This window comes from Anabaena sp. UHCC 0187, assembly GCF_009712035.1.
Classification (GTDB): Bacteria; Cyanobacteriota; Cyanobacteriia; order Cyanobacteriales; family Nostocaceae; genus Dolichospermum.
This window is the reverse complement of the sequence record NZ_VILB01000014.1, coordinates 203,594-227,068: the sequence shown is the minus strand read 5'-3', so window position 1 is coordinate 227,068 and position 23,475 is coordinate 203,594. Positions and strand designations below refer to the sequence as shown.

18 protein-coding genes are annotated in these 23,475 nt (G+C 38.8%); 3 read left to right on the top strand and 15 right to left on the bottom strand.

From position 1 onward, the window contains the following. The first annotated feature begins 122 nt into the window (after positions 1–122). Positions 123–1,517, top strand: coding sequence for a UbiA family prenyltransferase (locus tag FJR11_RS17535; protein WP_168505957.1), 1,395 nt, complete (start codon positions 123–125; stop codon positions 1,515–1,517). A gap of 270 nt (positions 1,518–1,787) precedes the next feature. Here FJR11_RS17535 and FJR11_RS17530 read toward each other — a convergent pair whose 3' ends face one another. The 10 genes from FJR11_RS17530 to FJR11_RS17480 all read right to left on the bottom strand — a co-directional run bounded on the left by FJR11_RS17530 (position 1,788) and on the right by FJR11_RS17480 (position 15,322). Further along, the gene (locus tag FJR11_RS17530; RefSeq protein ID WP_168505955.1) at positions 1,788–2,393 is read right to left on the bottom strand and encodes an exopolysaccharide biosynthesis protein; all 606 of its coding nucleotides are present in this window, start codon (positions 2,391–2,393) and stop codon (positions 1,788–1,790) included. 133 nt (positions 2,394–2,526) lie between these two features. Then, positions 2,527–3,408 (bottom strand): lipid kinase, encoded by an 882-nt coding sequence (locus FJR11_RS17525; protein WP_168505953.1) that lies wholly within the window; start codon positions 3,406–3,408, stop codon positions 2,527–2,529. Between the two features lie 173 nt (positions 3,409–3,581). Beyond that, complete coding sequence (locus tag FJR11_RS17520; protein ID WP_168505951.1) at positions 3,582–5,270, bottom strand: SulP family inorganic anion transporter; 1,689 nt, start codon at positions 5,268–5,270, stop codon at positions 3,582–3,584. 945 nt (positions 5,271–6,215) lie between these two features. Beyond that, positions 6,216–6,548: a P-II family nitrogen regulator gene (locus tag FJR11_RS17510; RefSeq protein ID WP_168505949.1), complete on the bottom strand. Its 333-nt coding sequence runs from the start codon at positions 6,546–6,548 to the stop codon at positions 6,216–6,218. Positions 6,549–6,778: 230 nt separating this feature from the next. Beyond that, entirely contained in the window at positions 6,779–7,891 is a 1,113-nt protein-coding gene (locus tag FJR11_RS17505) for a sodium-dependent bicarbonate transport family permease (protein ID WP_168505947.1), read from the bottom strand. A 706-nt stretch (positions 7,892–8,597) separates the two neighbouring features. Further along, positions 8,598–9,434 (bottom strand): carbohydrate ABC transporter permease, encoded by an 837-nt coding sequence (locus FJR11_RS17500; RefSeq protein ID WP_168505945.1) that lies wholly within the window; start codon positions 9,432–9,434, stop codon positions 8,598–8,600. Beyond that, positions 9,431–10,318 (bottom strand): carbohydrate ABC transporter permease, encoded by an 888-nt coding sequence (locus FJR11_RS17495; protein ID WP_168505943.1) that lies wholly within the window; start codon positions 10,316–10,318, stop codon positions 9,431–9,433. Before FJR11_RS17495 ends, FJR11_RS17500 begins: the two co-directional genes overlap by 4 nt. Next, positions 10,318–11,568 carry an ABC transporter substrate-binding protein gene (locus FJR11_RS17490; protein ID WP_168505941.1) on the bottom strand — a complete coding sequence of 417 codons (1,251 nt, stop codon included), beginning with the start codon at positions 11,566–11,568 and terminating at the stop codon, positions 10,318–10,320. Before FJR11_RS17490 ends, FJR11_RS17495 begins: the two co-directional genes overlap by 1 nt. Positions 11,569–11,793: 225 nt before the next feature. Beyond that, the gene (locus tag FJR11_RS17485) at positions 11,794–12,285 is read right to left on the bottom strand and encodes a hypothetical protein (RefSeq protein ID WP_254444775.1); all 492 of its coding nucleotides are present in this window, start codon (positions 12,283–12,285) and stop codon (positions 11,794–11,796) included. 169 nt (positions 12,286–12,454) lie between these two features. Further along, the gene (locus FJR11_RS17480; RefSeq protein WP_168505939.1) at positions 12,455–15,322 is read right to left on the bottom strand and encodes a glycerol-3-phosphate acyltransferase; all 2,868 of its coding nucleotides are present in this window, start codon (positions 15,320–15,322) and stop codon (positions 12,455–12,457) included. 490 nt (positions 15,323–15,812) lie between these two features. Between FJR11_RS17480 and FJR11_RS17470 the strand changes: the two genes are divergently transcribed. Continuing rightward, a complete protein-coding gene (locus FJR11_RS17470; RefSeq protein WP_168505935.1) occupies positions 15,813–16,754 on the top strand; it encodes an SGNH/GDSL hydrolase family protein in 942 nt (313 codons plus the stop codon). A 138-nt stretch (positions 16,755–16,892) separates the two neighbouring features. Here FJR11_RS17470 and FJR11_RS17465 read toward each other — a convergent pair whose 3' ends face one another. Beyond that, entirely contained in the window at positions 16,893–17,510 is a 618-nt protein-coding gene (locus tag FJR11_RS17465) for a hypothetical protein (RefSeq protein ID WP_168505933.1), read from the bottom strand. Positions 17,511–17,659: 149 nt separating this feature from the next. Here FJR11_RS17465 and FJR11_RS17460 point away from each other — a divergent pair, with 149 nt between their 5' ends. Beyond that, positions 17,660–18,208: a pentapeptide repeat-containing protein gene (locus FJR11_RS17460; protein WP_168505931.1), complete on the top strand. Its 549-nt coding sequence runs from the start codon at positions 17,660–17,662 to the stop codon at positions 18,206–18,208. Positions 18,209–18,656: 448 nt separating this feature from the next. Here the strand turns inward: FJR11_RS17460 and cobJ are convergent, their stop codons facing one another. From cobJ to cobG, 4 genes are all read right to left on the bottom strand, one after another. Further along, positions 18,657–20,357 carry a precorrin-3B C(17)-methyltransferase gene (cobJ, locus tag FJR11_RS17455; RefSeq protein WP_168505929.1) on the bottom strand — a complete coding sequence of 567 codons (1,701 nt, stop codon included), beginning with the start codon at positions 20,355–20,357 and terminating at the stop codon, positions 18,657–18,659. 76 nt (positions 20,358–20,433) lie between these two features. Beyond that, entirely contained in the window at positions 20,434–21,141 is a 708-nt protein-coding gene (locus FJR11_RS17450; RefSeq protein WP_168505927.1) for a precorrin-2 C(20)-methyltransferase, read from the bottom strand. Then, complete coding sequence (locus FJR11_RS17445) at positions 21,141–21,767, bottom strand: precorrin-8X methylmutase (RefSeq protein WP_168505925.1); 627 nt, start codon at positions 21,765–21,767, stop codon at positions 21,141–21,143. Before FJR11_RS17445 ends, FJR11_RS17450 begins: the two co-directional genes overlap by 1 nt. A 164-nt stretch (positions 21,768–21,931) precedes the next feature. After that, positions 21,932–23,341, bottom strand: a complete 1,410-nt coding sequence (gene cobG / locus FJR11_RS17440) for a precorrin-3B synthase (RefSeq protein WP_168505923.1) — start codon at positions 23,339–23,341, stop codon at positions 21,932–21,934. Positions 23,342–23,475: the final 134 nt, after the last annotated feature.

Here is a 23,475-nt window from a genome sequence, read left to right as displayed (position 1 = left end):
TAGGGAACAGGGAATTGAGAATTGACAATTATCAATTACCCATGACTAGAATAAACTATATTACTAGCAACTTTTGTGGTATTACATCTGTCAGAGTGTAAAAATTACCCAAATATCTATTTATGTCTGTTGACGCTAAAGGTATTCCCGGTTTACCTGATTTAACACATCCCCAAGAATTACTACAATTTGGTACTCAATTACTTCAAGGTTCACTGTTATTAGTATTTATAATTATAGCCTTGGGGATTGCAATTGCCTTAATTAGTTTTTCTTTGCGAAGATATCCCACAGAACAAGCAGTTTTTTTTGGTCCATGGTCAATTCGGTATACTCAATTATTGCAAGGATTACAGCATTTAGCTTTAATCTTAATTTTGTTAGTAACAGGATTTTTTCTATGTTCAACCTTAAGCAATCGTTACCATTATTGGGAACAAGCAAAAGTGGCACAAGTTGCTGCTAGTGTCGCAGGGGATAAACTGGAACAAATTGCTCCCCAAGTTCGTTATATCACCGAAGAACCTTATGTTTATACCACCCAAGTTAACGGCAAAATAGTTAAAGTCAATGATAAACAAAAAGTTACTCGTTACCTAACTTTAGCAAGTTCACAAATTCAAGTTAAAATTGATCAAAGTGTAGATGTTCAAAATCGCAGTTCTATTTATCAGACAGACTATACAGCTAATTACAAGGTTATTAACGAACTGAGTAATATTAATAGTTTTTTCTTGGAAGTACCACCACCTAATGGTTCTTTAATCCTGCGTAGTTATAAAGTAGAACGTGATGGTACAAAATTAAAACAAACAAATAACGATAATTATAGTTTTCCCTTCCGCTTAGAACCGGGGACAGAAACTACTTTTAAAGTTACCTATCAAGCCGACGGTGGACCACGCTGGGTTTATAGTTCCAGCAATCAATTACTTTCTCAATTTCGGCTTGTGGCCATTGCTAATTTTAGTAATGCTGATTTTGCCAGTGGGATTATTCCTAATGATATTAAATCTGATGGTAACAGCACCCAATTTACTTGGACATTTGCAGAAAACGTTGCTGTTAAAAATCCTTTTGGTGTCTTTACTAGCACTAAACCCATTGATAAGACTGGGATTATTCCCCGGTTATTATTGTTAGCACCAGCTTTATTTTTATGGTGGATATTACTTCTGTATTTATCTCTACCTATAACTTTAAAAGATGTTACTATTGCCGGGGGAATTTTCTTTGCTTGTTTACTAACTTTAACTTACATGACACGGGTAATTAATGCTGAATTAGCTTGGTTAATGATTGCATTAATTTTCCTAGCTTTAATCTATGGTTTAGGTGCAAATCGTCATCATTCTCTAGCAGCAATTATTTGTACTATCGCTGGAGTTATCTTACCTGTGTTTGGGTTATTAATTCCCTTTACAGGTTTAACTTTGAGTATTGCCGGTTTACTATCAGCAGCATGGTTAGCTGTATTACATTGGTATAGCTGGTATAATTTACGAGAGGAAAGTTAAATCATCAGATCCCCGACTTCTCGAAGAAGTCGGGGATCTAGATATTGGATATTAAGTTTTTTATAGTTTGTAATAAAATATACTGTCTCAAAAGTATGAGAATAAAAAAGTTAAAATCTCACCGAAATTATCCGGATATAGCAGCAGGGGAAGTGGATACTCAACTAGTAGATGCACCTTAATTAAAACATAACCCTCTGCTTTTAGCTGGGGGTTTTTTTCTTTTCGGATTTATATTCTAACAACTTATCCCTAAGAATGTCAAAAGTTTTATTTGAAAATAGAGGGCAGTAAATTGGGGGCTAACCATAGCCCATAACCAATGAAGCCAAATAGTAAAGTAATCAAGAGGGTGGCAATATAGCTAATGCCCATTAGCAATCCATCAGATTCAATGGTAGCAACTGCCAAAAGTAAAATCCCCACAGTCGGAATGGGATTGGTAAAGGGAATTGGGGAAATCAATAATATTGTTAACCAAGAGATGCACAACCCGTTAAATCGCCAAATCCAAGGATGATTAGCGACTTTTTGGAATCGGGGACGGGCAATTTTCTCCAATATCCTAGTTACCCGACGCAGATTTTGTAAGATAATTTTGGCGAAAGCGTTGGGAAATTTATAGTTAGCGATTTTTTTTGGTAGCCAGGGTGTTCTTCTGCCTAAAACCATTTGCAACGATAATATTAAGCAAGCACCACCCAAAGGACTGCTTAATCCGGGTGGCATCGGAAATAAAAAGGGTAATACTAATAATGTGATTACCAAGCTAAAACCCCGTTCGGAAGTTTCCGCCAGGATATCACCTAAGCTTAATGGCTGTGTACTTAAGCGTTCCAATAGAGATTTAATTTCTTGAGAAAACTGTAAATTCATAACTATGATTTTGATAATTTTTGTGATTAAGATGATTGTATGGTTATCAAGATACAGCAGAATTCAGAAATCAACCCGGATCACTATAGTTCAGATATCATCAAATAAATCATGTCAATCAGATAAATCATAGTTATGATGATAATTGTGGGACGAAAACAGCGATCGCTTGAGGAATAACGCGAAACACAGCAGGAGTATGGGTGGTAATTTCTCCATCTGTATTAATAGAATGGGGTTTTCTAGTATATACTGTAATTTCCTGACCTTCAAGGGCGCGGACATTCGGCGAATCAATATGTCGTCCTTGACGCATAGCCGGAAGAAAGGTGAGCATTTGCCACCAATGATCAATTTCTAAACTATAAAGATCCAGTCTTTGATCGTCTATAGCTGCATCATGAACTACAGCCATCCCACCACCATAATAGCGACCATTACCCACAGCAATTTGCACAGTTTTGACTAAAATTGATTGGTCATTTATGCGAATTTCTGCACTAAAAGGGCGAGATTTGCAAATTACTTGAAATGCAATAGCAGCATAAGCAAATATACCCCAACGGCGTTTAATTTCTTTAGTTAATTGTTGAGTAATATTTACACTTAAACCCAAACTAGCAACATTAAAAAAATACTTATCATTTACCCAACCCAAATCAATTCTTCGCAAATTTCCAGAAGCAATAATTTGACAAGCTTCCGGTAAAGAGTTGGGAATTCCTAAAGTTTTCGCTAAATCATTAGCAGTTCCCAATGGTAAAATCCCTAAAGGTAATTGAGTATCAACTATAGCATCTACAGCAGCGTTAAGAGTACCATCGCCACCACCGACAATCACCAAATCAATTTCTTGCTGGTAACGGCGAATCACATCACCCAATTGTGTAGGATCTTCTGTAGATTCTGTAATTATTTCTAAACCCAGACCATTTAAACAATTTATCGCTTCTTGGTAACGTTCTTGTCCTTGACGGGCATGACGATTTACTAACAGTAGTGCGCGGGAATTCATGGGACGTACCTTTTATAGTTTAGGTGTCAGGATTCTCCATGTCTTTCGACCTTGCTTGAATTTTACTCTCAAAATTTCTATAAATGATCATCTCTGATTTGTAAAAATCACTTATACCTTAAATCCCCGACTTCTTGAAGAAATCAGGGATTTTGTTGTTCATGATCTTGATATTAGGGCTGAGATGAGGAAATTGGGTTATTCAGCGGTTCAGTCAAACTGTTAACTAAAGCTAACCCTTGTTTCAGTGCTTCCTTACGGTCTATCATTAAGTGATGAGGGGGTAATAAACTCAAAACTCCCAAATTTTCCAACCGTTTCCTAATCTTACCAGTTGCACCCACAATAATTACTTGACGACCTTTTTCACAAGCTTCTCTAATTGCACCTTCAAGAGTTAAAGAAGCAGTCACACCCATCATCGGGACATCACTTAAATCTAGGATGATAACATCACAATCTTTGATAGCATTGTGTTCACGAGAAATCGCTTTAGAAACACCAAAGATCATCGCACCACTCAAGTAGAATAGCAAAATACGACCATTAGCTTGATCTAACAAACTCTTTTCTTCAGCAGTTAAATTAACATCATCATCTGCATCACTAATAGCCTTAACTGTCTCAGAGTTCATGCTAGAAAGACGTTCAATGGTTAAGATGTTGGCAATAAATACACCCACACCCACAGCCACAATTAAGTCAACAAACACAGTTAGGAACAACACACCATACATGATGACAGTTCCCTTGAGAGAGACTTTGTGAGAGCGCTTTAAGAAACTCCAGTCCAGAATATCAATACCCACTTTCAGCGCAATACCAGCTAACACAGCCATGGGAATACTTTGAGTTACACCCGCAGCACCCAAAACCACCACCAATAATATCAAAGCGCGAGTAATACCAGATAGCGCCGTTTGCGCCCCAGTTTGAATATTAACAACAGTTCCCATGGTTGCCCCAGCACCGGGTAAACCACCACACAAACCAGAAACTATATTCGCAATACCTTGGCCAATTAATTCCTTATCAGATTTATGTTCTGTGCGGGTTAAGCTATCAGCAACTACCGCAGTTAATAGGGTATCAATACATCCTAACATCCCCAACATTACCCCATCAACTAACATGAGGGTGATATTCTCTAAGGTGAAAGTTGGTAGTTGAATTTTGGGTAACCCAGTTTGAATTACACCAATGCGTTTGATATCAGCATCGCCGAAAAATACCAAAGAAACCACTGTCACTGTTACTAAAGCAATTAACTGAGGTGGCACAACTCGCTTAACTTTTGATGGTGTTAAGAAAATAATTGCCACCGTCATTACACCCAAAATCAAAGCAATGGGATTAATATTTCCTAATAGATCAGGTAGGTTTTTAACTATTCCTAATACTCCACCTTTGGGGCTTGGTTGTCCCAAGAAAGGCGCGATTTGCAAAATAATCAAAATCACCCCAATTCCTGACATAAAGCCAGAAATTACACTGTAGGGCATGAGAGTGATATATTTTCCTAGCTTGAAAACACCAAAGATAATTTGAAATAACCCTGCTAACATGACTACGGTAAAAGCCATAGCCAAACCGTTTTCTGGATCACTTGCTGTGAAAGAACTGATAATACCAGTAATTACCACTGTCATTGGCCCAGTAGGTTCAGAAATCAGCGTGGGTGTACCACCAAATAAGGCGGCAAAAAAGCCGACACACACAGCACCGTAAAGACCAGCAACAGGCCCCGCACCGGAAGCGACACCGAAGGCTAAAGCTAATGGTAGAGAGACGATGGCGGCAGTTACACCACCAAAAATGTCACCCCGTAAATTACGGGTATGAATAGTATTTATTATTTCCATTAATAGATGCTCAATAACAACAAAATTGTAGGTTTGAGACAGGTTTTTTTCTGTCTAATTAAATTCGCAATTTTAGCCATAGAAAAACATCTACACTCATCTACTAGAAACTCAAATAGTAAGGAGAAATGTAATTATGTTATATTTATTCACAGTGATAATTTTAGGGTAGCTTGTATAAATCCTATTTTTGGAAAAATTAGGAGTATCTAAGCTACCTTTTCTCTTACGTTAAAGGACTGAGTTATATCTGATTGATAGTGTGTATGTTTGCTAAAATTGCCATAAAAATTGCCATGGCTAGATATATTTTAGATATCTATGAGATTTGGCAAAATGATTTTTTTAAAAAACTTTATTATTTTTAGTCATTTGCATTTTGGTTATTTGAAGATTAAGTGTTGTGTCGGGTTAAACCAGTACCGCAGGGCGGAATTAAAAATTAACAATTAAAAATTAAAAAAGCAGATTGTATAAGCTTTTCAGGGATTTTTAATTGTTGTCTTAGTTGCGCCGCAGTGTACTAGGTAAAAAGATTCTTAGATTACTGATGGATATTGTTACTTAATTGCGCTTAACTTGCGTGTATTTGTGTAAGCGAGCAACAACAAACGCAACAAAATTTATCCTAGTAACAAAAAAACCAGAACTTACTCTAGAAGGAATTTGAATAAAAATAGCATACAGCTTTTAGCACTCAAAATATTAATTTCTGAATGCAATATTTAAATAATACGACTATCCCATTATCTGTTTTACCGATTTCTCCGATATATTGTCTTCCCACGCCTTTGGTAAAGTTACCACTTTTCCTCTATTTCCGGTTTAAAACTCGTTGATCCTTCTAGTCCCATTGTCAAAACTGATCATCTAACGTTTTGAGTAACGACCACCAAAAAAAAGCCGGGGTCATACCCCGGCTTTTTAGGTCTGCGTTGTTTCGATTCAACAGCCGTCTGGCCCACAGAAATGTCTTCCGTATAGTACCTCTGCTTCACAGATATAGATAATGCCCGCATAATCGGTGAAAAACTTTATTGCGACCTGATCAGCAATCTTTTCGGCCATCTCCCTATTTTCGGTGAGTACCTCGAACTTTACATTTGAATCGGTGTCGGCAGTGTTGGGTTTACCCGTAGAGCGCACGTTGCGACTACCTTTACCGCCAGTTTCCACCACCGTATAACCGGTCGCCCCGCATTCCTCAATGATCTTGGCGACCTTCTTCAGCAAAACCTTTTCCGTGACGATGACGAGCTTGTTGGCACGCTTGGACATATTGGTTAACTCCTTACCTACGTAAATTGATATTATAAACTGAGTTGCTTAGTCTGCCGGGTCAAGGGATTTTCGATTTGCATTAGCGAAGCGTACACAGCGCAGCGAGTATTTTGGATTAATTCCGCCCTGAAGGGGCGGGGAACCTGTACCGAAAATTCTCAATCTAAAATCCAAAATCTAAAATTTTTCGGTCAAGGGAGCGCCGACAGACCGCGACCCGTATGGGATTAGCGTCCGCCTATGGACTGGGCAAGCCCGATAAAGAACGGTATACACACGCCGATTGCAATTGGCGTACCAACGGCTGTGGACGCACCTATGTATGCCGATGGATTGGCAGAAGGGATACCAGCCCGCAATGTAGGAGGTCCGGAGATGTCTGAACTAGAGGAAGCGATGACAGCCAGTACCACGACACCGCCCATGCTAAATCCCGTGGTGTAGTGGGCAATCATACCGAAACCAAAGGCGATCAACCCATGCAGAAACGGTGCCACCACACTATACACGACATACCATTGGGCTACCTTACGCAGTTCGCCAATCCTTGACCAAGCCTCCATCCCCATGACCAGCATCAAGATCGAAAGCAAGCCGCGAAAGGCGGGATCATAGAAGCCTTTATAGACACTTTCCGGCCGGGTGAACAGGCCAAGAGCGAGACCTAATAACATTGCCGATAGGGCAGGACCCCGGAGGCTTTCCTCGATGATCGGCCATATCTTGACCCGATTATCCGCAGGATCTTTCTGCTGGCTAAGATACTCTTGCCGGGTGCTGGGATAATCGCCCGCTGCAACGGGCTGCTTACTCAAAGACTCCTCTATGACAGATTCGCCTGCTTCTTTAAGCTTCCTCTTGTTGAGGTAAATATTAGCTATCACAATGGCAGTTACGAGCGCGGGGATATCCATAAAGGGATAGAGTGCGCCAGTCCATGCTTCAAATGGAATTTTTTGTTCTTCCAGTACCGTAAGTCCGGCGGCCATGGTAGAACCACTCACGGCTCCAAACAACCCCCCAGTAGCGATCGCATCGACGACTTTGACCTTTGGCAGCTTGGCCAATGTATAGCGGGCGATGAAGACAACAATAATCCCTACCATGATGGCAAATATCATGGGTAACACCATCTCCGTCAGGTTGGAATTACGGATCGCAATTCCACCGGTTAGACCGATTTTGGTGAGCAGCATGAAGACGATGATCGTACAAATTGACTCTGGAATTACCAATTCGCTACCAAGGGCAGCAATAATCATTCCACCAATCAAAAATGCCAGTGTTGGGGACTGCAACTGGGCAATAAAGTCCGTGACAAATAAGGACAAAAAATCCACGAATACCTCCTTGTGACTCCTCTGATAGGGAGCATTACAATAAATGAACTAAATGAAATTTAAAGAGCTAAAGAAAGTAAACCTAAGCACAATACCTGTCTTCATCTGTCAATAAATTTACTTGGTCAACAATAATGCAACCATGTTAATTTGGCAGTGATAATCTTGGGTAAAAATCCAAAATTGAGCTACCCAGCTTATTTGTATGCAAAAATACTTGGTATTAGCTAAATTTTGCTGATACAAGCCGAAAACTTTAATCAGATTTTCTTGCTAATGCCATAAAAAATTAGCCTTTTTATTCATAAAAAAGCTGATTTCTCTATAGGGACAAGGTTTAATTACTTTGGGTTTTGAGTGGGATGGGAAACCATCTCTGAACCAATTAAAACTCAGTTTACAGGTTTTTTTGGGAAATGGATCAACTTGGCAAGGCAATTATTAAATAAATATTAGATTAGATATATAAGTAAAAGTTTATAGTCTGGGACTAATTTTGTGGAAAGTCTCTAATATATATTATTTAATTGATGATAATGATTATTCTGAACCATGATTTACGTAGTTTTAGGTTTAGTTAATCACACAAAAAGGATATGTAATAGATAACTTTGATGATAACTATAGAAGGAAATCTTTATCCATAGATGAATCTGATGATCAGCATTTTTTATTACCAGGAAACTTTTAACCCTGTCGCTGCTTTTCAACCCTTACCACCTGTAAAGGTAACACCTTGAATTAAGTAGCGGTTAAAGAAAGCATAAATAGCTAAACCTGGTAGAGTAAACACCATTGAAGCTGCCATAATGTAGTTCCAATAGCTGATATATTGACCTTTAAAGGTATTTAGTCCTAACGGTAAGGTAAACATTTCCGGGTCAAAGAGAATCACTACAGGTAGTAAAAAATTATTCCAACTACCCATAAAGACAAAAACAGCTTGTGCGGCTAATGCTGGTTTGGCTAGAGGCAATACTATATATATAAAAATTCCCCAGGCATTTAAACCATCTAGTTGCCCAGCTTCTTCCAGTTCTCTAGGGAAATTGACAAAAAACTGTCGCATCATAAAAATGAAAGTAGCATTCACCATACTGGGAACAATCATCCCTGGGTATGAATTTAGCCAACCTATGGCTTTTAAAATTAAAAATGTGGGAATTAGGGTAATTTGCGCCGGCACTACTAACACGGTCAAAATCAGGAAAAACCAGAACTGTTTACCCTGAAAGCGCAATCTTGCTAGGGCATAACCTGCCATTGAGTTAAATAGCAAGTTTAAAATCGTCACAGTAACGCCAATAATCACACTATTAAATAACCACCGCCAAAATAGAGGTTCTTGCAGAAATATTTGTTTGTAATTATCGAGGGTAAAATGTTTGGGGATAAAATTAAACTCACCGCTAATAATCTCGGATAGAGGCTTAAATGATGCAGAAAATGCCCAAAGAAAAGGAATTACGGTAATAATTCCATAAACGGTGAGAAAGATATATAACAGAACTTTTAACCAGAAACTACCCAAGATTTTATTCAAATTTTATAACCTCCGAAAAATTGCCTCTGAATTAATGTGAGGATAATAATTACAAATGCTAGTAAAAAAGCGATTGCTGCACCATATCCCATTTGTAAATTCCGAAATACGGTTTGATAAATTAGCAGAACTAAGGTGAGAGTAGCGTTATTTGGGCCACCAGTTCCTCCAGAAAATATATAAGACTGATCAAATAATTGAAAAGTCCCAATTATTCCCATAGCCATGACAAAGAAAGTCACAGGTTGCAATAAGGGCAAAGTAATATAAATAAACTGTTGCCAACTATTAGCACCGTCAAGTTCTGCTGCTTCATAAAGAGTTTTGGGGATATCTTGTAAAGCTGCTAAATAAATCACCATAAAAAATGGTGCTGTTGACCAAATATTCATGATCATAATCCCTTTCAGGGCAACAGATGGATCTCCCAACCAATTATAAATAGGCAGGTTTAGCCAAGCTAAAAAATTATTTAATAGTCCATTTGTGTTATAAATCCACATAAAAATTAGGGTCAAAACTGCTGAAGATGTGACTGTTGGTAAAAAGTAAAGAATCCGCCACCAATTTTTGCCACGAATGCCAGAATTGAGTGTTACAGCTAAACCTAAAGCCAAAATAGTTTGGGTGGGAACAACAATAGCTACATATTCGGCGGTATTTTTTAAAGCAATTCCCACTCTTTCATCTGTTAGCAATCTTTGGAAATTACCCAAGCCGGAAAACCGGTAATCAATACCTCCTAACATTTGCACTTTGTGTAAGGAAAGAAATACCGCATAGAGAATAGGCAAAATTACAAATATGCCTAAAACTAAAATGCTGGGAGTTATGAATAGATAAGCTGTAAAATTTTCTCTGATTTGTCGGCTAATAGTAAACACTACATATCTGCCTTAATTTGCTGATTTGCTGCGTTTTGTGCCTTTAACATTGCCTGTTTTAATGGTTGTTGTCCTAGCAAAACACTAATAAATTGATTATCAAAATTGTTGATAATTGTGGCGGGATACTTGCCTATTTGCCAGGGTGTAGCATAATCAATTCCTGCTACTAATGATGATCTCAGAGGGTCTTGATCATAACCTAACTGTTGTGCTACTGATTTACGGGCTGGTAAGGCAAATCCTGTACTTGTCCATTTTTTCATGCCTTCTTTACCTGTTAGGAAAGAAATGAGTTCCCAGGCTGCGGTTTTATGGGGTGCTTGTTTATTCATGACATAGGCAACAGTAAAAACCATTGTAGATTTCTGATGATTAATTTTTGGTATTTCTGCTGTGGCAAATTCTAGTTTGGGAAAGGTTTCTTGCCGATAGGGAATTGCCCAATTACCTTCAATTACCATTGCTACTTTATTTTGTCCAAACATTTCACTCCCGGAATTTGTGCCGACATCAGATTTTTGGGCGGAAGAACGGTCTTTTTGATATTGGTTAATTACTAATTCTAAACCTTGCAAACCTGGATTATTAGCAAAGGTAGCAAAACCATTGTTATCAACAATTTCTCCACCAAAAGCGGTAATTTTGTATGCCTGACGGGCTAATTCAGGAATTTCTCCAAAGCCATATTTATTCAGTTTGCCTGTTAATTGTTTTGAATAGCTGCGGAGTTGTTCCCAGGTGGTGGGAGGACTGGTTAAACCTACTTGATTAAATGCTTGTTTGTTATAAAATAGAGCCAGTGTGGAATAGTCTTTAGGTAAACCATAAATACGATTTTGGTAGGTAAAATTCTTGAGCAAGTTGGGTTCTATATCTGTGAGATCAAATTTGGGGTCAATGTATTTATCAAGGGGTTCTAGGACGTTCTGACCCATTAAGAAAGGAGCTTCGAGTGCGTCGAGGTAAAATACATCTGGTGCGGCTTCTCCTACTAAGCGGGTTTTAATTACATCCATATATTGATCAGAAATCGCTTCATATTTGACTTTGATCTGGGGATGCTGCTTTTCAAAGTCTTGAATTACCTGTTTTAAAAGTTTTTGTTCTAGGGGATTACCTGTCCAACCGCTGAGTTTTACGGTAATGAATGGGGGTGGTTTTGGTAATAGCCAATTGTGATAACTAATAATAGCGATCGCTATTATTATTACCAATCCTAAAAAGTTAAATAATCGCTTTTTTCTCACAGTTTAATTGAGATGAATTCAGAATTGATGTCAATGCTGTTCGGTTAAGAGTCCGTAAATGTTGGGTTTACTAACGTCAACCCAACCTACTAGATTTAAATACAAAAACCCTACCTTCCCCACAAGCGACGAGGGGATTTAAGATGGATGTTATTTAAGCGCATACGGTTATAATTTATTGCAAATGCTGGTATGGATCATCTCTCTATGGGATGGGTTTGAGTTCTATATTTTGTTAATGAAATCACGGAAACTAAAATGATAGAAGCTGTAGTAAATATTTTCTGATCTATTTTCTTGGATTAAAAATTCTACCCAATTTTCTAAAACTTCTTCAACATCATATTCATCAGTATTTAGGAAGTTGGCAATATCTGTAACTGATATGGGTTGTGTTGTCTGGGATAAAACTTGCAACACTGCTAGGGGAAAATCTTGATGTTGAGAACCCAGCATTTTTTCTAAATGTTGTTGGTAATAGGTTTCTAATGGTGGTGGAAATGATGTTTCTATTTGGGAAGGTTGGGGATAAAAATTATTAGTAATAGCAGCTAAGATTTGGCTGATGTACATAAAATTATTTTCGCTGCGGTTGGTTAAGTTAGTAATAAATTCTGCTTCATTTATTTGGTGGGTATTTAACCAGGATTCGATTGACCTCTCCCCCAACCCCTCTCCTACAAGGAGAGGGGAGTCAGAAGATTCTTGTTCCCCCATTCCCTCGTAGGGAAGGGGGGTTAGGTTAGTGTCACTAAATTTTAACCTTTAAGTGCGAATTTTTGATGATTCTCGACATCTCTGAAAAAGAATGTAGAGTCGAGAATCACTACCCATGAAAGTTTCTACAAGGGTTCTAGAAAACGCATATTTAATTTCTATCAAATGTCTATTGTATTTCCACCGTCCCCTTATATCCATCAATTCGCACTTGCTGACCATCCTGAAGCAGATATGTAGCACCCCGCACATCCATAACAGCAGGAATACCGTATTCACGGGCGATAATTGCCCCGTGGGAAAGTTTACCACCAGCTTCGGCAATTAATCCCCCAGCTTGCACTAGGATAGGGGCCCAACCGGAATCTGTGTAAGGAACAACGAGGATGGTATTTTTATCAATATCATGGGCTTCTTGCAAAGTTCGCAATACTTTTACCCGTCCTTGGATTTGCCCTTGACTGGCAGGAATACCTAATAAAATGTTGTCAGAGGGATCAATGACAGAAGCAATGGGGTGAGGAGGATTATAACCGTAAACTACGGCGGGAATTTGGGTAATTTGGCTATCTTGGAGAAATTGAGATCGCCTGTTTGCGACTAATTCTAACAAGTGATGTCTAAAAGCTACATCTGGATCAATCACTAAATGGCGAATTTCATCTAACTCCAGAAAGAAGATATCTCCTAATTGTGTTAATACCCTAGACTCAAGCCAAATTTCTTCTAAAGCTAAAAATGTCCAGCGTAATTCAGCTAACAAGCGGGAATAAACTTCCGTTACCCGTCCTTTAAGATCAACTCTTTTTTGGACTAAATTTGCCTGTTCGGGACGGGAATCATCTGAATTTGGCAGTTCGGGGGCTTGGATCAACTGCATAAACAATTGTCTAACTATTTGGGGATTTTCGCGCCAAGTGGGAACGGAAATATCTGTACCTACTTCACTCAAATAGCCATAATCCTCAATCAATTCGTCAATTTCAGCTAAAATCCTTTGTCCTTCGCTCGTTTGTGCCAATTGTGCAAATATTTGTTCTGGTTTAAACTCATAGTTGCCATCTATTAAGATTTGTCTAGCATCCGCAGCCAGAAGACGCATAGCTCTTAAAGATGCTATTTCTGGGGTGACACTGTGATCAATTTTCTCTTCCTTTGCCCCCAAAACCGATTGGCGGATAGCTGCACTCAAGGGGGCTAAGATACTGTAATAAGTACCCCTGTGGAGTAAGTCGAGAATTAAATCTATTCTGGTTAATAACTGATCTAATGATAATTCGGCAATGACAACATTTGATAATTGGGTTAATCCCGGAATGAAAACTTGGCGATAATCCGATTTAAAATCTTTGTCTAAATCAAATTCCCGCTTGAGTAACTTTGTTAGTCCTGGTAAATTAGCTAAGGTAGAATCTAGAGCAGGTTTACTCATGCTTGCGCCTCTAGTCAGAAATTCCAAACTTTCTGGGGGTAATCCCATGGCCAAAAAGATTTCTCCCAATAAGGAAGCATTAAAGTAGGCTCTAGAATAATGTAGTGTTGCTGTTTTGGCAAAATCTAAACCTTGAGCGCGTTCACCGAGAACGATACTAAAAATTTCTCCCCACACACCACAGGTTAAAGGGGAATTAATAGACCAAGTTAAGGGGTGAATAACTCCAGGAATGACCTCAGCGGCGATTTTCCTTGTCCATAAGGGTAAAAGTGTAGTGATAGGTCTGGCTTGTAATACCCACAGGTTTTGACCATCATAACTCCATTCAATATCTTGGGGAACGCCTAAATAACGTCTTTCTAACCGACGAGCTAAGTATGCGACTTGTTTAATTAATGCTTCGGGAACTTTGCCATTTCCTTCAAATTGCAAACAAGATAATTTTTCATTATCAGCAACCACGACTCGATATTGTTCTGGTGTCACTTTTCCCGATACGATTTGAGTGGGACTACCAGCGACAGCTTCAATAACAACGGCTTCACCTTGTTGGGAAATCGGATCTCGGCTAAAGGCTACGCCAGAAAATACGCTTTGCACTTGTGGTTGAATGAGTACCCCCATTGCTGCATCGTCTGAACTGCTACGACGGCGATATTCAACGGCACTGGGATGATTATAGGAGGCTTGGACTTGAGCGATCGCTTGCCGGAGTTCTGCCTTATTGGTGACATTTAAAATTGTTTCATACTGTCCCGCCGCTGAGGCTTGTTGCGAGTCTTCCCCAATGGCAGAGGAACGCACTACTAAGGGTGACAGTGGTGATGGTTGCAAAAATTCAATTAAATGCTTGGGATCATCATAGGGAGCTATTACCCAACCTTTAGGAACTGCATAACCCCAACGTTTAATTTGCGATAATGTCGCAGATTTAGCTCCCACTATTTCCCCATCTAAGTCATCATCTAGGGTGATGATTCTATCCTCACTGCTGAGGTATTGCATCATCGGTTGAGATTCTGGATCTGCTTCCTGGACTGGGAGGTTGAGATCATCAGGAATTTGGTTATAAATCCAGTAAATTAACCCCGATAAGCCAAAAGCAGCGATGATTCTGGTTAAATCCTGGGAATGGATAATACCCACCAGCAGGGGAAATATCACTAATACCCCTAATTTAATCGTTTCTTTGGAGCGAGTAATCAGAAAGCCAATAGCTGCAATTAAGCCGACAAAGACGGCTACTAAAGGATCCTGTGCCAGCAATCCCCAGGCAACGTTTGTTGTTCCTGCTCCTTTAGTAGCAAGGTATCTACCGATAACTAAGGCTATTAAAGCGACAATTTCCCAGACTGGTTGTGAGGGAAAAGAATACTGGGCAATTGTGACAACGGCAACACCTTTGAGGGCTTCGGAGACTACGCAGATACTTCCCGCTAATTTACCACCGTGATAAAAGGCAGCAGCAACGCTAATATTTCCTGTACCCACATTAGCTAATTTTTTACCACTCAGGGCATAGGTAATCCAGGAAATGAGCGGTATTGCCCCTAACAGGGGACAAAAAATTAAAATAATTAAGATCCCAAAAAAACTAATCATTATTTTCTAGTCTAAAATTTTAAAGCGAAAATTTCTCAGTTTGTTGTTAACAAGAATAAATATTGACTATATAGGACACTAGAGAGTAATGGAAATTTTACTTGCTAGTGTCCTGAATCTTATTCCAGGAATCTAGCCTAGTGCATAAGCGGCGGTAAGCGCCCAAAGAATAAGGCCAGCAATTGATCCTAAAAGTACCACCGTGGAGATAGTGATCAGTTTTGGTGAATCGGCACCTTCAAATTTCATGATTCCGCGATTTAAGTCGGACATTGTTTTCTAAGCCTCCTTGATTACAGGGCTAATCTGTCCGTTCTGATTTTAGTCTTTCTGTTGGCAGATGGTGTTAAATTCTTCTTATGATTTTCTTTGAGTTTTGCAACGGTGAGTTTTTTCACAGAGAACTAGGAATCGAAATATTTATTCATTTTTGCGGTGATTGGGGAAATTAGTGTAATTTAATACTGTGGCATTCTGGAGATATGGTCAGGTGAAAGCAGTAATAATCATTATTTTGACTATGGTGGTAGGATTATTGTTAGCGATAGAGTTAGGATTGCGATCGCTATTTGGTTTTGGAAATCCCCTGATTTATGTCAAGGATGAGAAAATTGGCTATTTATTAGCACCGAATCAACGCACCAAACGCTTTGGGAATCGGATTGAAATTAATCAATATTCCATGCGAAGTGCAACTATCCAAAAATTACCATCACCTTCAACTCTACGAATTCTCCTTTTAGGAGATTCTATCGCTAATGGTGGTTGGTGGACAGATCAGGACAAGACTATTTCTAGTTTGCTGATGAATTCTTTAGGATCTAAGAGTCACACTCAAAAAGTTGAAGTATTAAATGCTTCTGCTAACTCCTGGAGTCCTCGCAATGAATTAGCCTATTTACAAAGGTTTGGGACTTTTAACGCCAAGGTGGTGGTATTACTGATTAATACTGATGATTTATTTGGAACTGCACCTACTTCTTTACCTGTAGGACGCGATCGCAATTATCCAGATCATAAACCACCTTTGGCAATTGTGGAAGTATTACAACGCTATGCTTTTAAGCAACAGCCAATTCCCGAAATGCACGTCTTAAATAATGAGGGAGGTGATAGAGTTGCCATTATTCTCGACGCAATTGGTAATATTAAAACTTTAACTCAAACTCATAATTGTCAATTAATTATAGCTCTAACTCCCCTATTACGAGAGCTTGGTGAATCAGGTTCTCGTGATTATGAAATTATTGCCCGTCAGCGGTTAAGTGATTTTGTCAAAGTCAATCAAATTACTTATCTAGATTTTCTCCCCATTTTTCAAACACAATCTGATCCTAAAAGTCTTTATCAAGACCATATTCATGTTAATTCTCTAGGCAATAAATTAGTCAGTCAAGAAGTTGAAAAGTCACTTTTAGGAATTTTGAATTAAAGGTGGTGGGTAATGAAAATAAGAATTTAACGAACCGCAGAGGCACAGAGGACACAGAGGTAGAGAATGAAGAGATGTATGCCTACGGCATACTTGCACTTTTACATCTTTTTTAGGATTTATATCTGACAAAAAGGATTAATTATCTCTAATCCAAAGTGCTAAACCGCCACCACGTCCACGGGCAGCAATTAAATCTTCGGTAACTAAAAAGAAAGCAAAAAATGGTAGTTTAGCTATGGGTTGATCATCAAAATTCCCACTTTTAATTTTGCCAGAACGAATCTGTTTATTCACAAACATCCAAGTAAATAAACTAATTTGCATTTGGATAAAATCAAAGGCCAATAAATTCTTTTTTCCTAAATATTTGATTGGCCCTGTTAATTTTAATAAAATTGCTCCCAGTTGCACTTGATTGGCAATTTCTCCTTTTCCTAATTCCTGTTCTTCTGTGGGACTAAAGCAAAGATGAATTTTCGTAAATTTTGGGACATACCAACCTTTACCTAAGATAATTCCGCCCCGGTTTTGGACTTTTTTAGTACCAGTAGCAAAACAAAGTCGCCATTTACCACCTAAAGATTCAAAGGGATAATTTAATTTTTGCAGCTTTGCGGTTTTTTCCGCTGCTAACAAGGCATTTACTACTAATTCAGCGGAGAGAACTTGATTTCCTTCCCGGTACGCAGTAGCAGTACGGGATAAGGCGGTGATAAAGTCAGAAGGGGAATTAGATATTAAATTAGCTGTCATTAAATTGTAACGTTTGTTTAATTAGTTTCTTAATCAGAGTATAATGGATATACGATTTTTAGCTAAAATTTTGATCGCTAAAAACTCAAGTAATTGTCTGTGGTTTGAGAAGTGCAATAACTCACCTGTAGAGATAATGAGGTGGAATAATGGACACTAAAAAACTCCTGAAGTCATATAAATCAGGAGAAAGGAATTTTTCTGGCATAAATCTGCACCAAGCTAAGTTAAATCATGTTGATTTGAGAGGAATAAATTTAGAAGCAGCAGATTTAAGCGGTGCGGATCTCAGTAGAGCAAATTTAAGCGATTGTAATCTTAGTAGAGCAAATTTAACTAATGCTGATTTAAGTAGAGCAAATTTAGAAAATGCAAACTTAAGTGAAGTTAATTTAATTGGTGCTGATTTAACTAGAGTCAGCCTCAAAAAAACTAACCTCAGTCGTGCTGATTTGCGAACTGCAAATTTAACTTCAGCAAACTTAGTAGGTGCAAATCTCAATCAAGCAGAAATGAGTGGTGCTGACTTTACAGGTGCAAATCTCCATAAAGCCAATTTAATTGATAGTAATATCAATGAAGCCGAATTTATGGGTGTTGATTTAACAACAACAACCATAACTGAGTTGGAAATGACGGGAGAAATTTTGCACATAGGGTTATCTCATAAATGGATAACTTGGGCTGGTAGTTATTGATATTATGACAACTTGGGATTACAAGTTTGCAAAATCAATAGTACACCAATTTGAAAAAAGCATGAGATAAATAGATTTATCTGGGCGGGGTTACTCGCCTTTTATTTGATTATAATTGATATTATTTGGGATTTTTCATGATCCGCTTTTGAATTATATAGCAAAAAAGCATTGTCATCGTTTCTATAGGGTTAAGTTGACGAAAAGTAAGAATTATCTCAATAATTTTTAATAAGTAAAATGTCCGCAAGAGCGGACATTGTCAGGGCTTCTGTCACTTTTATTGGCTACAATCATGTCTGGAACATGATGCTTTTATTGTTAATGATGAGAATAGAAAAATCAAGTCTTTTTCAGATATAAACTAGACATAATTAAGTGCATTATATCTTAATATCAAATGCAAATTCCCAAAGGTTAAAGGATATTATTTTTAATATAAAAAACATCATTCCTGAGAGTTATATCGGCGGGAAGTATAAACCCAAACATTATTCTCCTGCTGGATTTTTCGAGTATGAGAAGAACCGATAATAATCACAGTTCGCATATCTGCTAATGTCGGTTCTAACTCTTCTAAGGTAATCACCTTGACTTCTTCTCCCTTTCTGCCTAAATTTCGTCCTAAGACAACTGGGGTATGAGGTTTGCGGTGTTCTAGTAAAATCTTTTTTGCGGCGGCTAGTTGCCAAGTCCGTTCTTTTGATACAGGATTATAGAAAGCAATGACAAAATCACTTGCAGCCGCAGCGGTAATGCGTTGGGCGATAATTTCCCAAGGCTTCAAAATATCAGATAGGGAAATCACACAAAAATCATGTCCCAAAGGCGCACCAATCCTGGCTGCTGCGGCTTGCATAGCAGAAATACCAGGGGCGACTTGAATATCAATTGTTTGCCATTCTGGTTTATTATATTGGTCTAAAACCTCAAAAACTGCCGCCGCCATTGCGTAAATACCGGGGTCGCCTGAAGATACAACTACTACATATTTTCCCGCTGCTGCCAACTCTAACGCCTGATAAGCCCTTTCTGCTTCTACTCGATTATCTGATTCATGGACGCGCTTACCAGCCGCCAGGGAACCAATTAGATTAATATAGGTCTTATAACCCACTAAATCCGTTGCTAATGCCAGAATTTCCTTTACCTGCGGTGACATCCATTGAGATGCACCTGGTCCTGTACCAATAATAACTAATTTTCCCTGGGTTTGTCCTATGGTAGCGGGGTTGATAATTTGAGTGGAAATGGCAACGGCAATCGAGGCAAATGAAGATGATACAATTTGAGCATCTGCACCTATAGCAGCTAAGACTAATTGTGTTAATTCAGTTTCGGGAAAGAAGCGGGTAGGAACTCCCAAAGCCTTAGCTACAGAGTGAAGTTGGGAATTATTCGCCAGGTGCAGCGGTGCAAATATGCCCGCCACTGCGGCAGGTGCTAAATTAGATTCTGCAAGGATTTGGTGAATTTGGCTAATTGTGTTTGGTTCTGGGTTGCTTATAGCGATCGCTATCTTAGCCGGATGATAAACTAAGCAATTAGTGTCAGCATTGCCCAAATTTTCGGTAACTTGAATAGTTAACTCACCATTTTCATCAAGAGGTAAGTTACTCTCAGTTAACCAAGGTGCTGTTCCCTCTAACTTTACTTTTAACCCCGCTAATAAATCAGCAATAAATTTTTTTCCATGTTCTGGGTTAGCTAAATGATATCCAGCGGGAGGAGACAACAAAGCCGTATGAAAGCGGATATCTCCTGTGGTGGTAATTGCTGGTTTGATATTTAGTGCTGACCCGACTTGACGCGCCAAATCATTTACGCCACCTAAACCACCCAAAAGCGGAACTACAGCACTTCCATCTTCCGCTACAGCTAAAATCGGCGGTTCTTGTCCTTTATCAGTTAGCAAAGGTGCAATTGTTCTAATAAGAATACCAGCCGCACAAATACCAATTATTGGTGTACCAGCGGCGAATAATTCTCGCACAGTTTCACCAAAATTAGTAAAGCTAATATCAACATCATCAGTACGTTTAACTAAACCATATAGTTTCGCACCTGGTAAAACATTTGTAATTTTCCGCCCCACTGTAACGCTATTTTGACTCAATACCACAACAGCAGGGGCTACCCTTATGTTCATAGAAGTTATTAATCCTGTACTTCGACTCCGTTCAGTAACCGTAAATCCTTAAATCCTTAAATCCTGGTTGAGAAAACTACAACTTATTTTTAGTGGGGATGATAATCATGGAAAAATAAGGTACATCCTCTGGGTTCACTTCATCAAGGGGTAATATCCGCTGTTGTGTGCTTGTAGCCCGTTCAATGTATCTAGCCCGTGAAGCCAGTCCTAATTCATGGAGAAGATTCCTAATTTTCGGAAAATGACGACCAAGTTTCATAATGGCCGCAGCATCAGTAGCTAGAAGTTGGTTAGTGAGAACTTCTATTGGTAGTGGTGCGGGTAAAACCGTGAGTATATCATTGTAATAGGTAAATGGTAAACCCAAGGCGACAGGACAGGCCATGAGTGAAGAAACTCCGGGGACGACTTCTGTTTTATACTTATCAGCTAGACGGGTAAAAAGGTACATGAATGAGCCGTAGAAAAACGGATCTCCTTCGCAGAGAACCACCACATCCCGACCGGCGGCTAAATGGTCAGCAATGGGTTGAGTTTCTTGGTCATAGATAGATTTAGCCTTTTCCGGTTCTAAGGCGCGAGGGAGATGAAATAGCACCTCGATTTGATTACCAGCAAGATATGGGGAAACGATTTTCCTGGCGATACTTTCTTTGTCCGTAGCTGATTGATAAGCAATAACTGGAGCAGAACGGAGGAGACGTAAGGCTTTTAAGGTGATGAGTTCGGGGTCTCCAGGTCCCACACCAATTCCATAAAGACGACCTCCAGAGTTAGTCATTACTCTTCCTCACTGGCTAGGGCGTTAACAGCAGCAGCAGCAATCGCACTTCCGCCCCGTCTGCCATGTAAAGTTAAAAATGGTACATTGCGGCTATCTGCGGCCAATGCGGCTTTTGACTCGGCTGCACCCACGAAACCAACCGGAAAACCCAATATTAACGCTGGTCTAGGGATGCCTTCGTCCAGCATTTCCAAGAGCCTAAATAGGGCTGTCGGTGCATTCCCAATCACCACAATTGCCCCTTCGATATGGAAACGCCAAAATTCTAAAGCCGCTGCTGATCTTGTATTTCTTAATCTTTTGGCTAATTGTGGCACTTCTGGGTCATTGAGTGTGCAGAGAACTTTATTATTTTTGGGTAATCTTTTTCTGGTAACACCTTCGGCTACCATGTAAGAATCACACAAAATCGGCGCACCGTTTGCTAAGGCTTTTTTCCCTGCCTCTACCGCTGTGGAGGAATATTCTACGTCGTCAACAATATCCGTCATTCCACAGGCGTGAATCATCCGAACAGCAACTTTTGCTACATCTTCAGGGAATCTTTCCAGATTGGACTCTGACCGAATAATTTCAAAGGAATTACGATATATTTCGCTACCATCACGGATGTAATCAAACATGAGATTTTTAGGTTGTAAAGGTTAAATTGGACTGTGATTTTTGTGATTTATTTGATTAAGATGATTAGATAAGTACCTGTGCAATATTAATTTCCTATTTTTTCATTCTGTATCCTTGATTGGATAAAGCATACAGACAAATGAAATGTGAAATATATTTTGCATTAATACTTAAATAATTGATTTAATTGCTGGTTGTGACGCTCAATAAATTGTCCAAAGGTTTCTTGTAAACTTAGACGTTGTTTTTGATACACTGCCAACATTTTTTGAATCAAAGTGGGAATTTTCGCTATAGTCACATATTCATAAAGTAAATGACCGAGAACATACACTTGATAGCCGGGGGTTTCTGTAATAATACCAAGTAAGGTAATATCAGCTTGAGTGTGTTGAGCGCAAGATTTACTGCAACCACTAAAGTGGATATTCACTGGAGAATCTAGAATCATAAGACTTTCTAGGTGTTTTGCCAAGTTTATGGCATCATCTTTCGTTTCTGTGGCCGCAGCAGCACAACCCCGTTTCCCAGAACAAGCCACTAAAAAACTTTTGATGTTGCTTAGTGAGGAGTTTAAACCTAAATTGGTAATTTCTTGATCAACTTCTCTAATTTTATTTTCAGGAATATCGGTTAATAGTAAGTTTTGCCAAGGTGTTAACCTGATATTATCATCACTATATCTTTTGGCAATATTCGCTAAACCTCTAATTTGCCACGTTTCTAATCTTCCCAAGGGTAATACTATGCCAATATAATATAATCCGGTTTGACGTTGGGAATGAATACCAATATGAGCTTTTTCTCGCAGAGGCGCAGAGGCACGGAGAGGAGTCTTTGTAATGTTAAGTATATGGGGGTTTTGGTGTTGTTGGACTTGGTGAAGATATTCTTCAACTGTAAGGTTATTGATTATTTCTCGTAAGCGTGGTTTGCGACGATTGTTAGTATCTATGTGTTTCAGGTATGTTTCTGCTAATGCTGCTAGGACTTGTATTGTTTGGACTGGTTTTAATAAGATTCCTGTGTCTTTAGCTGGTTCTCCTTTTTCTCCATAACTGAGATATAACCGCAAATATACATTGCTGTTAATTAATTCTGCTGCCAATATAATATCATTGGGGCGATCGCTTACGGAAACTTTGCCTCTACCATCAAAGCAGACGCTAAATTTTGCGGATAATTCGGAAAGGTGAGAATGTGCGGTAATATATTCTTCCCAGGCTTTGACGAGGGGACGAGTATCTATGATTTCTTCTGTATCAATACCCGCTGTGGGATTAGTCATGATATTGCGGATATGATCTACTTTTGCATTGGTAGAAGCTAAACCTAATGTTTGTAAATTTTCTAGAACTGCAATATTTATGCCTTGTTTAAGTTCTCTAATTTGAATATTAGCGCGGTTAGTAATATCAATATAGGCACTACCATAATTATCAGCGATATCTGCAATAGCCTGAAATTGGTTATAATTAATTATTCCCCCTGGTATTCTCAGCCGATAAAGCAGACCATCTTGGGCGGGTGTGCTGTAAAATAATCCTGGACAAGCAGTAAATGGAATTTGCAAAATTATAACTCCTTCTCTGTGTGACGCAGAGACAGAACGGAAGTAAACACTTGAGAGTTAGCATTCTGACTTACTCAATTTTGGATTTGGGATTTTTAGTCAAATTCCAATTATCTTAAATTGCTTTACAGTTG

What these genes read in the sequence shown, in the direction of transcription:
- FJR11_RS17535 (WP_168505957.1), top strand. Translation starts at nt 123, where the DNA reads ATGTCTGTTGACGCTAAAGGTATTCCCGGTTTACCTGATTTAACACAT.
- FJR11_RS17530 (WP_168505955.1), bottom strand. Translation starts at nt 2,393, where the DNA reads ATGAATTTACAGTTTTCTCAAGAAATTAAATCTCTATTGGAACGCTTA.
- FJR11_RS17525 (WP_168505953.1), bottom strand. Translation starts at nt 3,408, where the DNA reads ATGAATTCCCGCGCACTACTGTTAGTAAATCGTCATGCCCGTCAAGGA.
- FJR11_RS17520 (WP_168505951.1), bottom strand. Translation starts at nt 5,270, where the DNA reads ATGGAAATAATAAATACTATTCATACCCGTAATTTACGGGGTGACATT.
- FJR11_RS17510 (WP_168505949.1), bottom strand. Translation starts at nt 6,548, where the DNA reads ATGTCCAAGCGTGCCAACAAGCTCGTCATCGTCACGGAAAAGGTTTTG.
- FJR11_RS17485 (WP_254444775.1), bottom strand. Translation starts at nt 12,285, where the DNA reads ATGGGGGAACAAGAATCTTCTGACTCCCCTCTCCTTGTAGGAGAGGGG.
- FJR11_RS17480 (WP_168505939.1), bottom strand. Translation starts at nt 15,322, where the DNA reads ATGATTAGTTTTTTTGGGATCTTAATTATTTTAATTTTTTGTCCCCTG.
- FJR11_RS17465 (WP_168505933.1), bottom strand. Translation starts at nt 17,510, where the DNA reads ATGACAGCTAATTTAATATCTAATTCCCCTTCTGACTTTATCACCGCC.
- FJR11_RS17460 (WP_168505931.1), top strand. Translation starts at nt 17,660, where the DNA reads ATGGACACTAAAAAACTCCTGAAGTCATATAAATCAGGAGAAAGGAAT.
- cobJ (WP_168505929.1), bottom strand. Translation starts at nt 20,357, where the DNA reads ATGAACATAAGGGTAGCCCCTGCTGTTGTGGTATTGAGTCAAAATAGC.
- FJR11_RS17450 (WP_168505927.1), bottom strand. Translation starts at nt 21,141, where the DNA reads ATGACTAACTCTGGAGGTCGTCTTTATGGAATTGGTGTGGGACCTGGA.
- FJR11_RS17445 (WP_168505925.1), bottom strand. Translation starts at nt 21,767, where the DNA reads ATGTTTGATTACATCCGTGATGGTAGCGAAATATATCGTAATTCCTTT.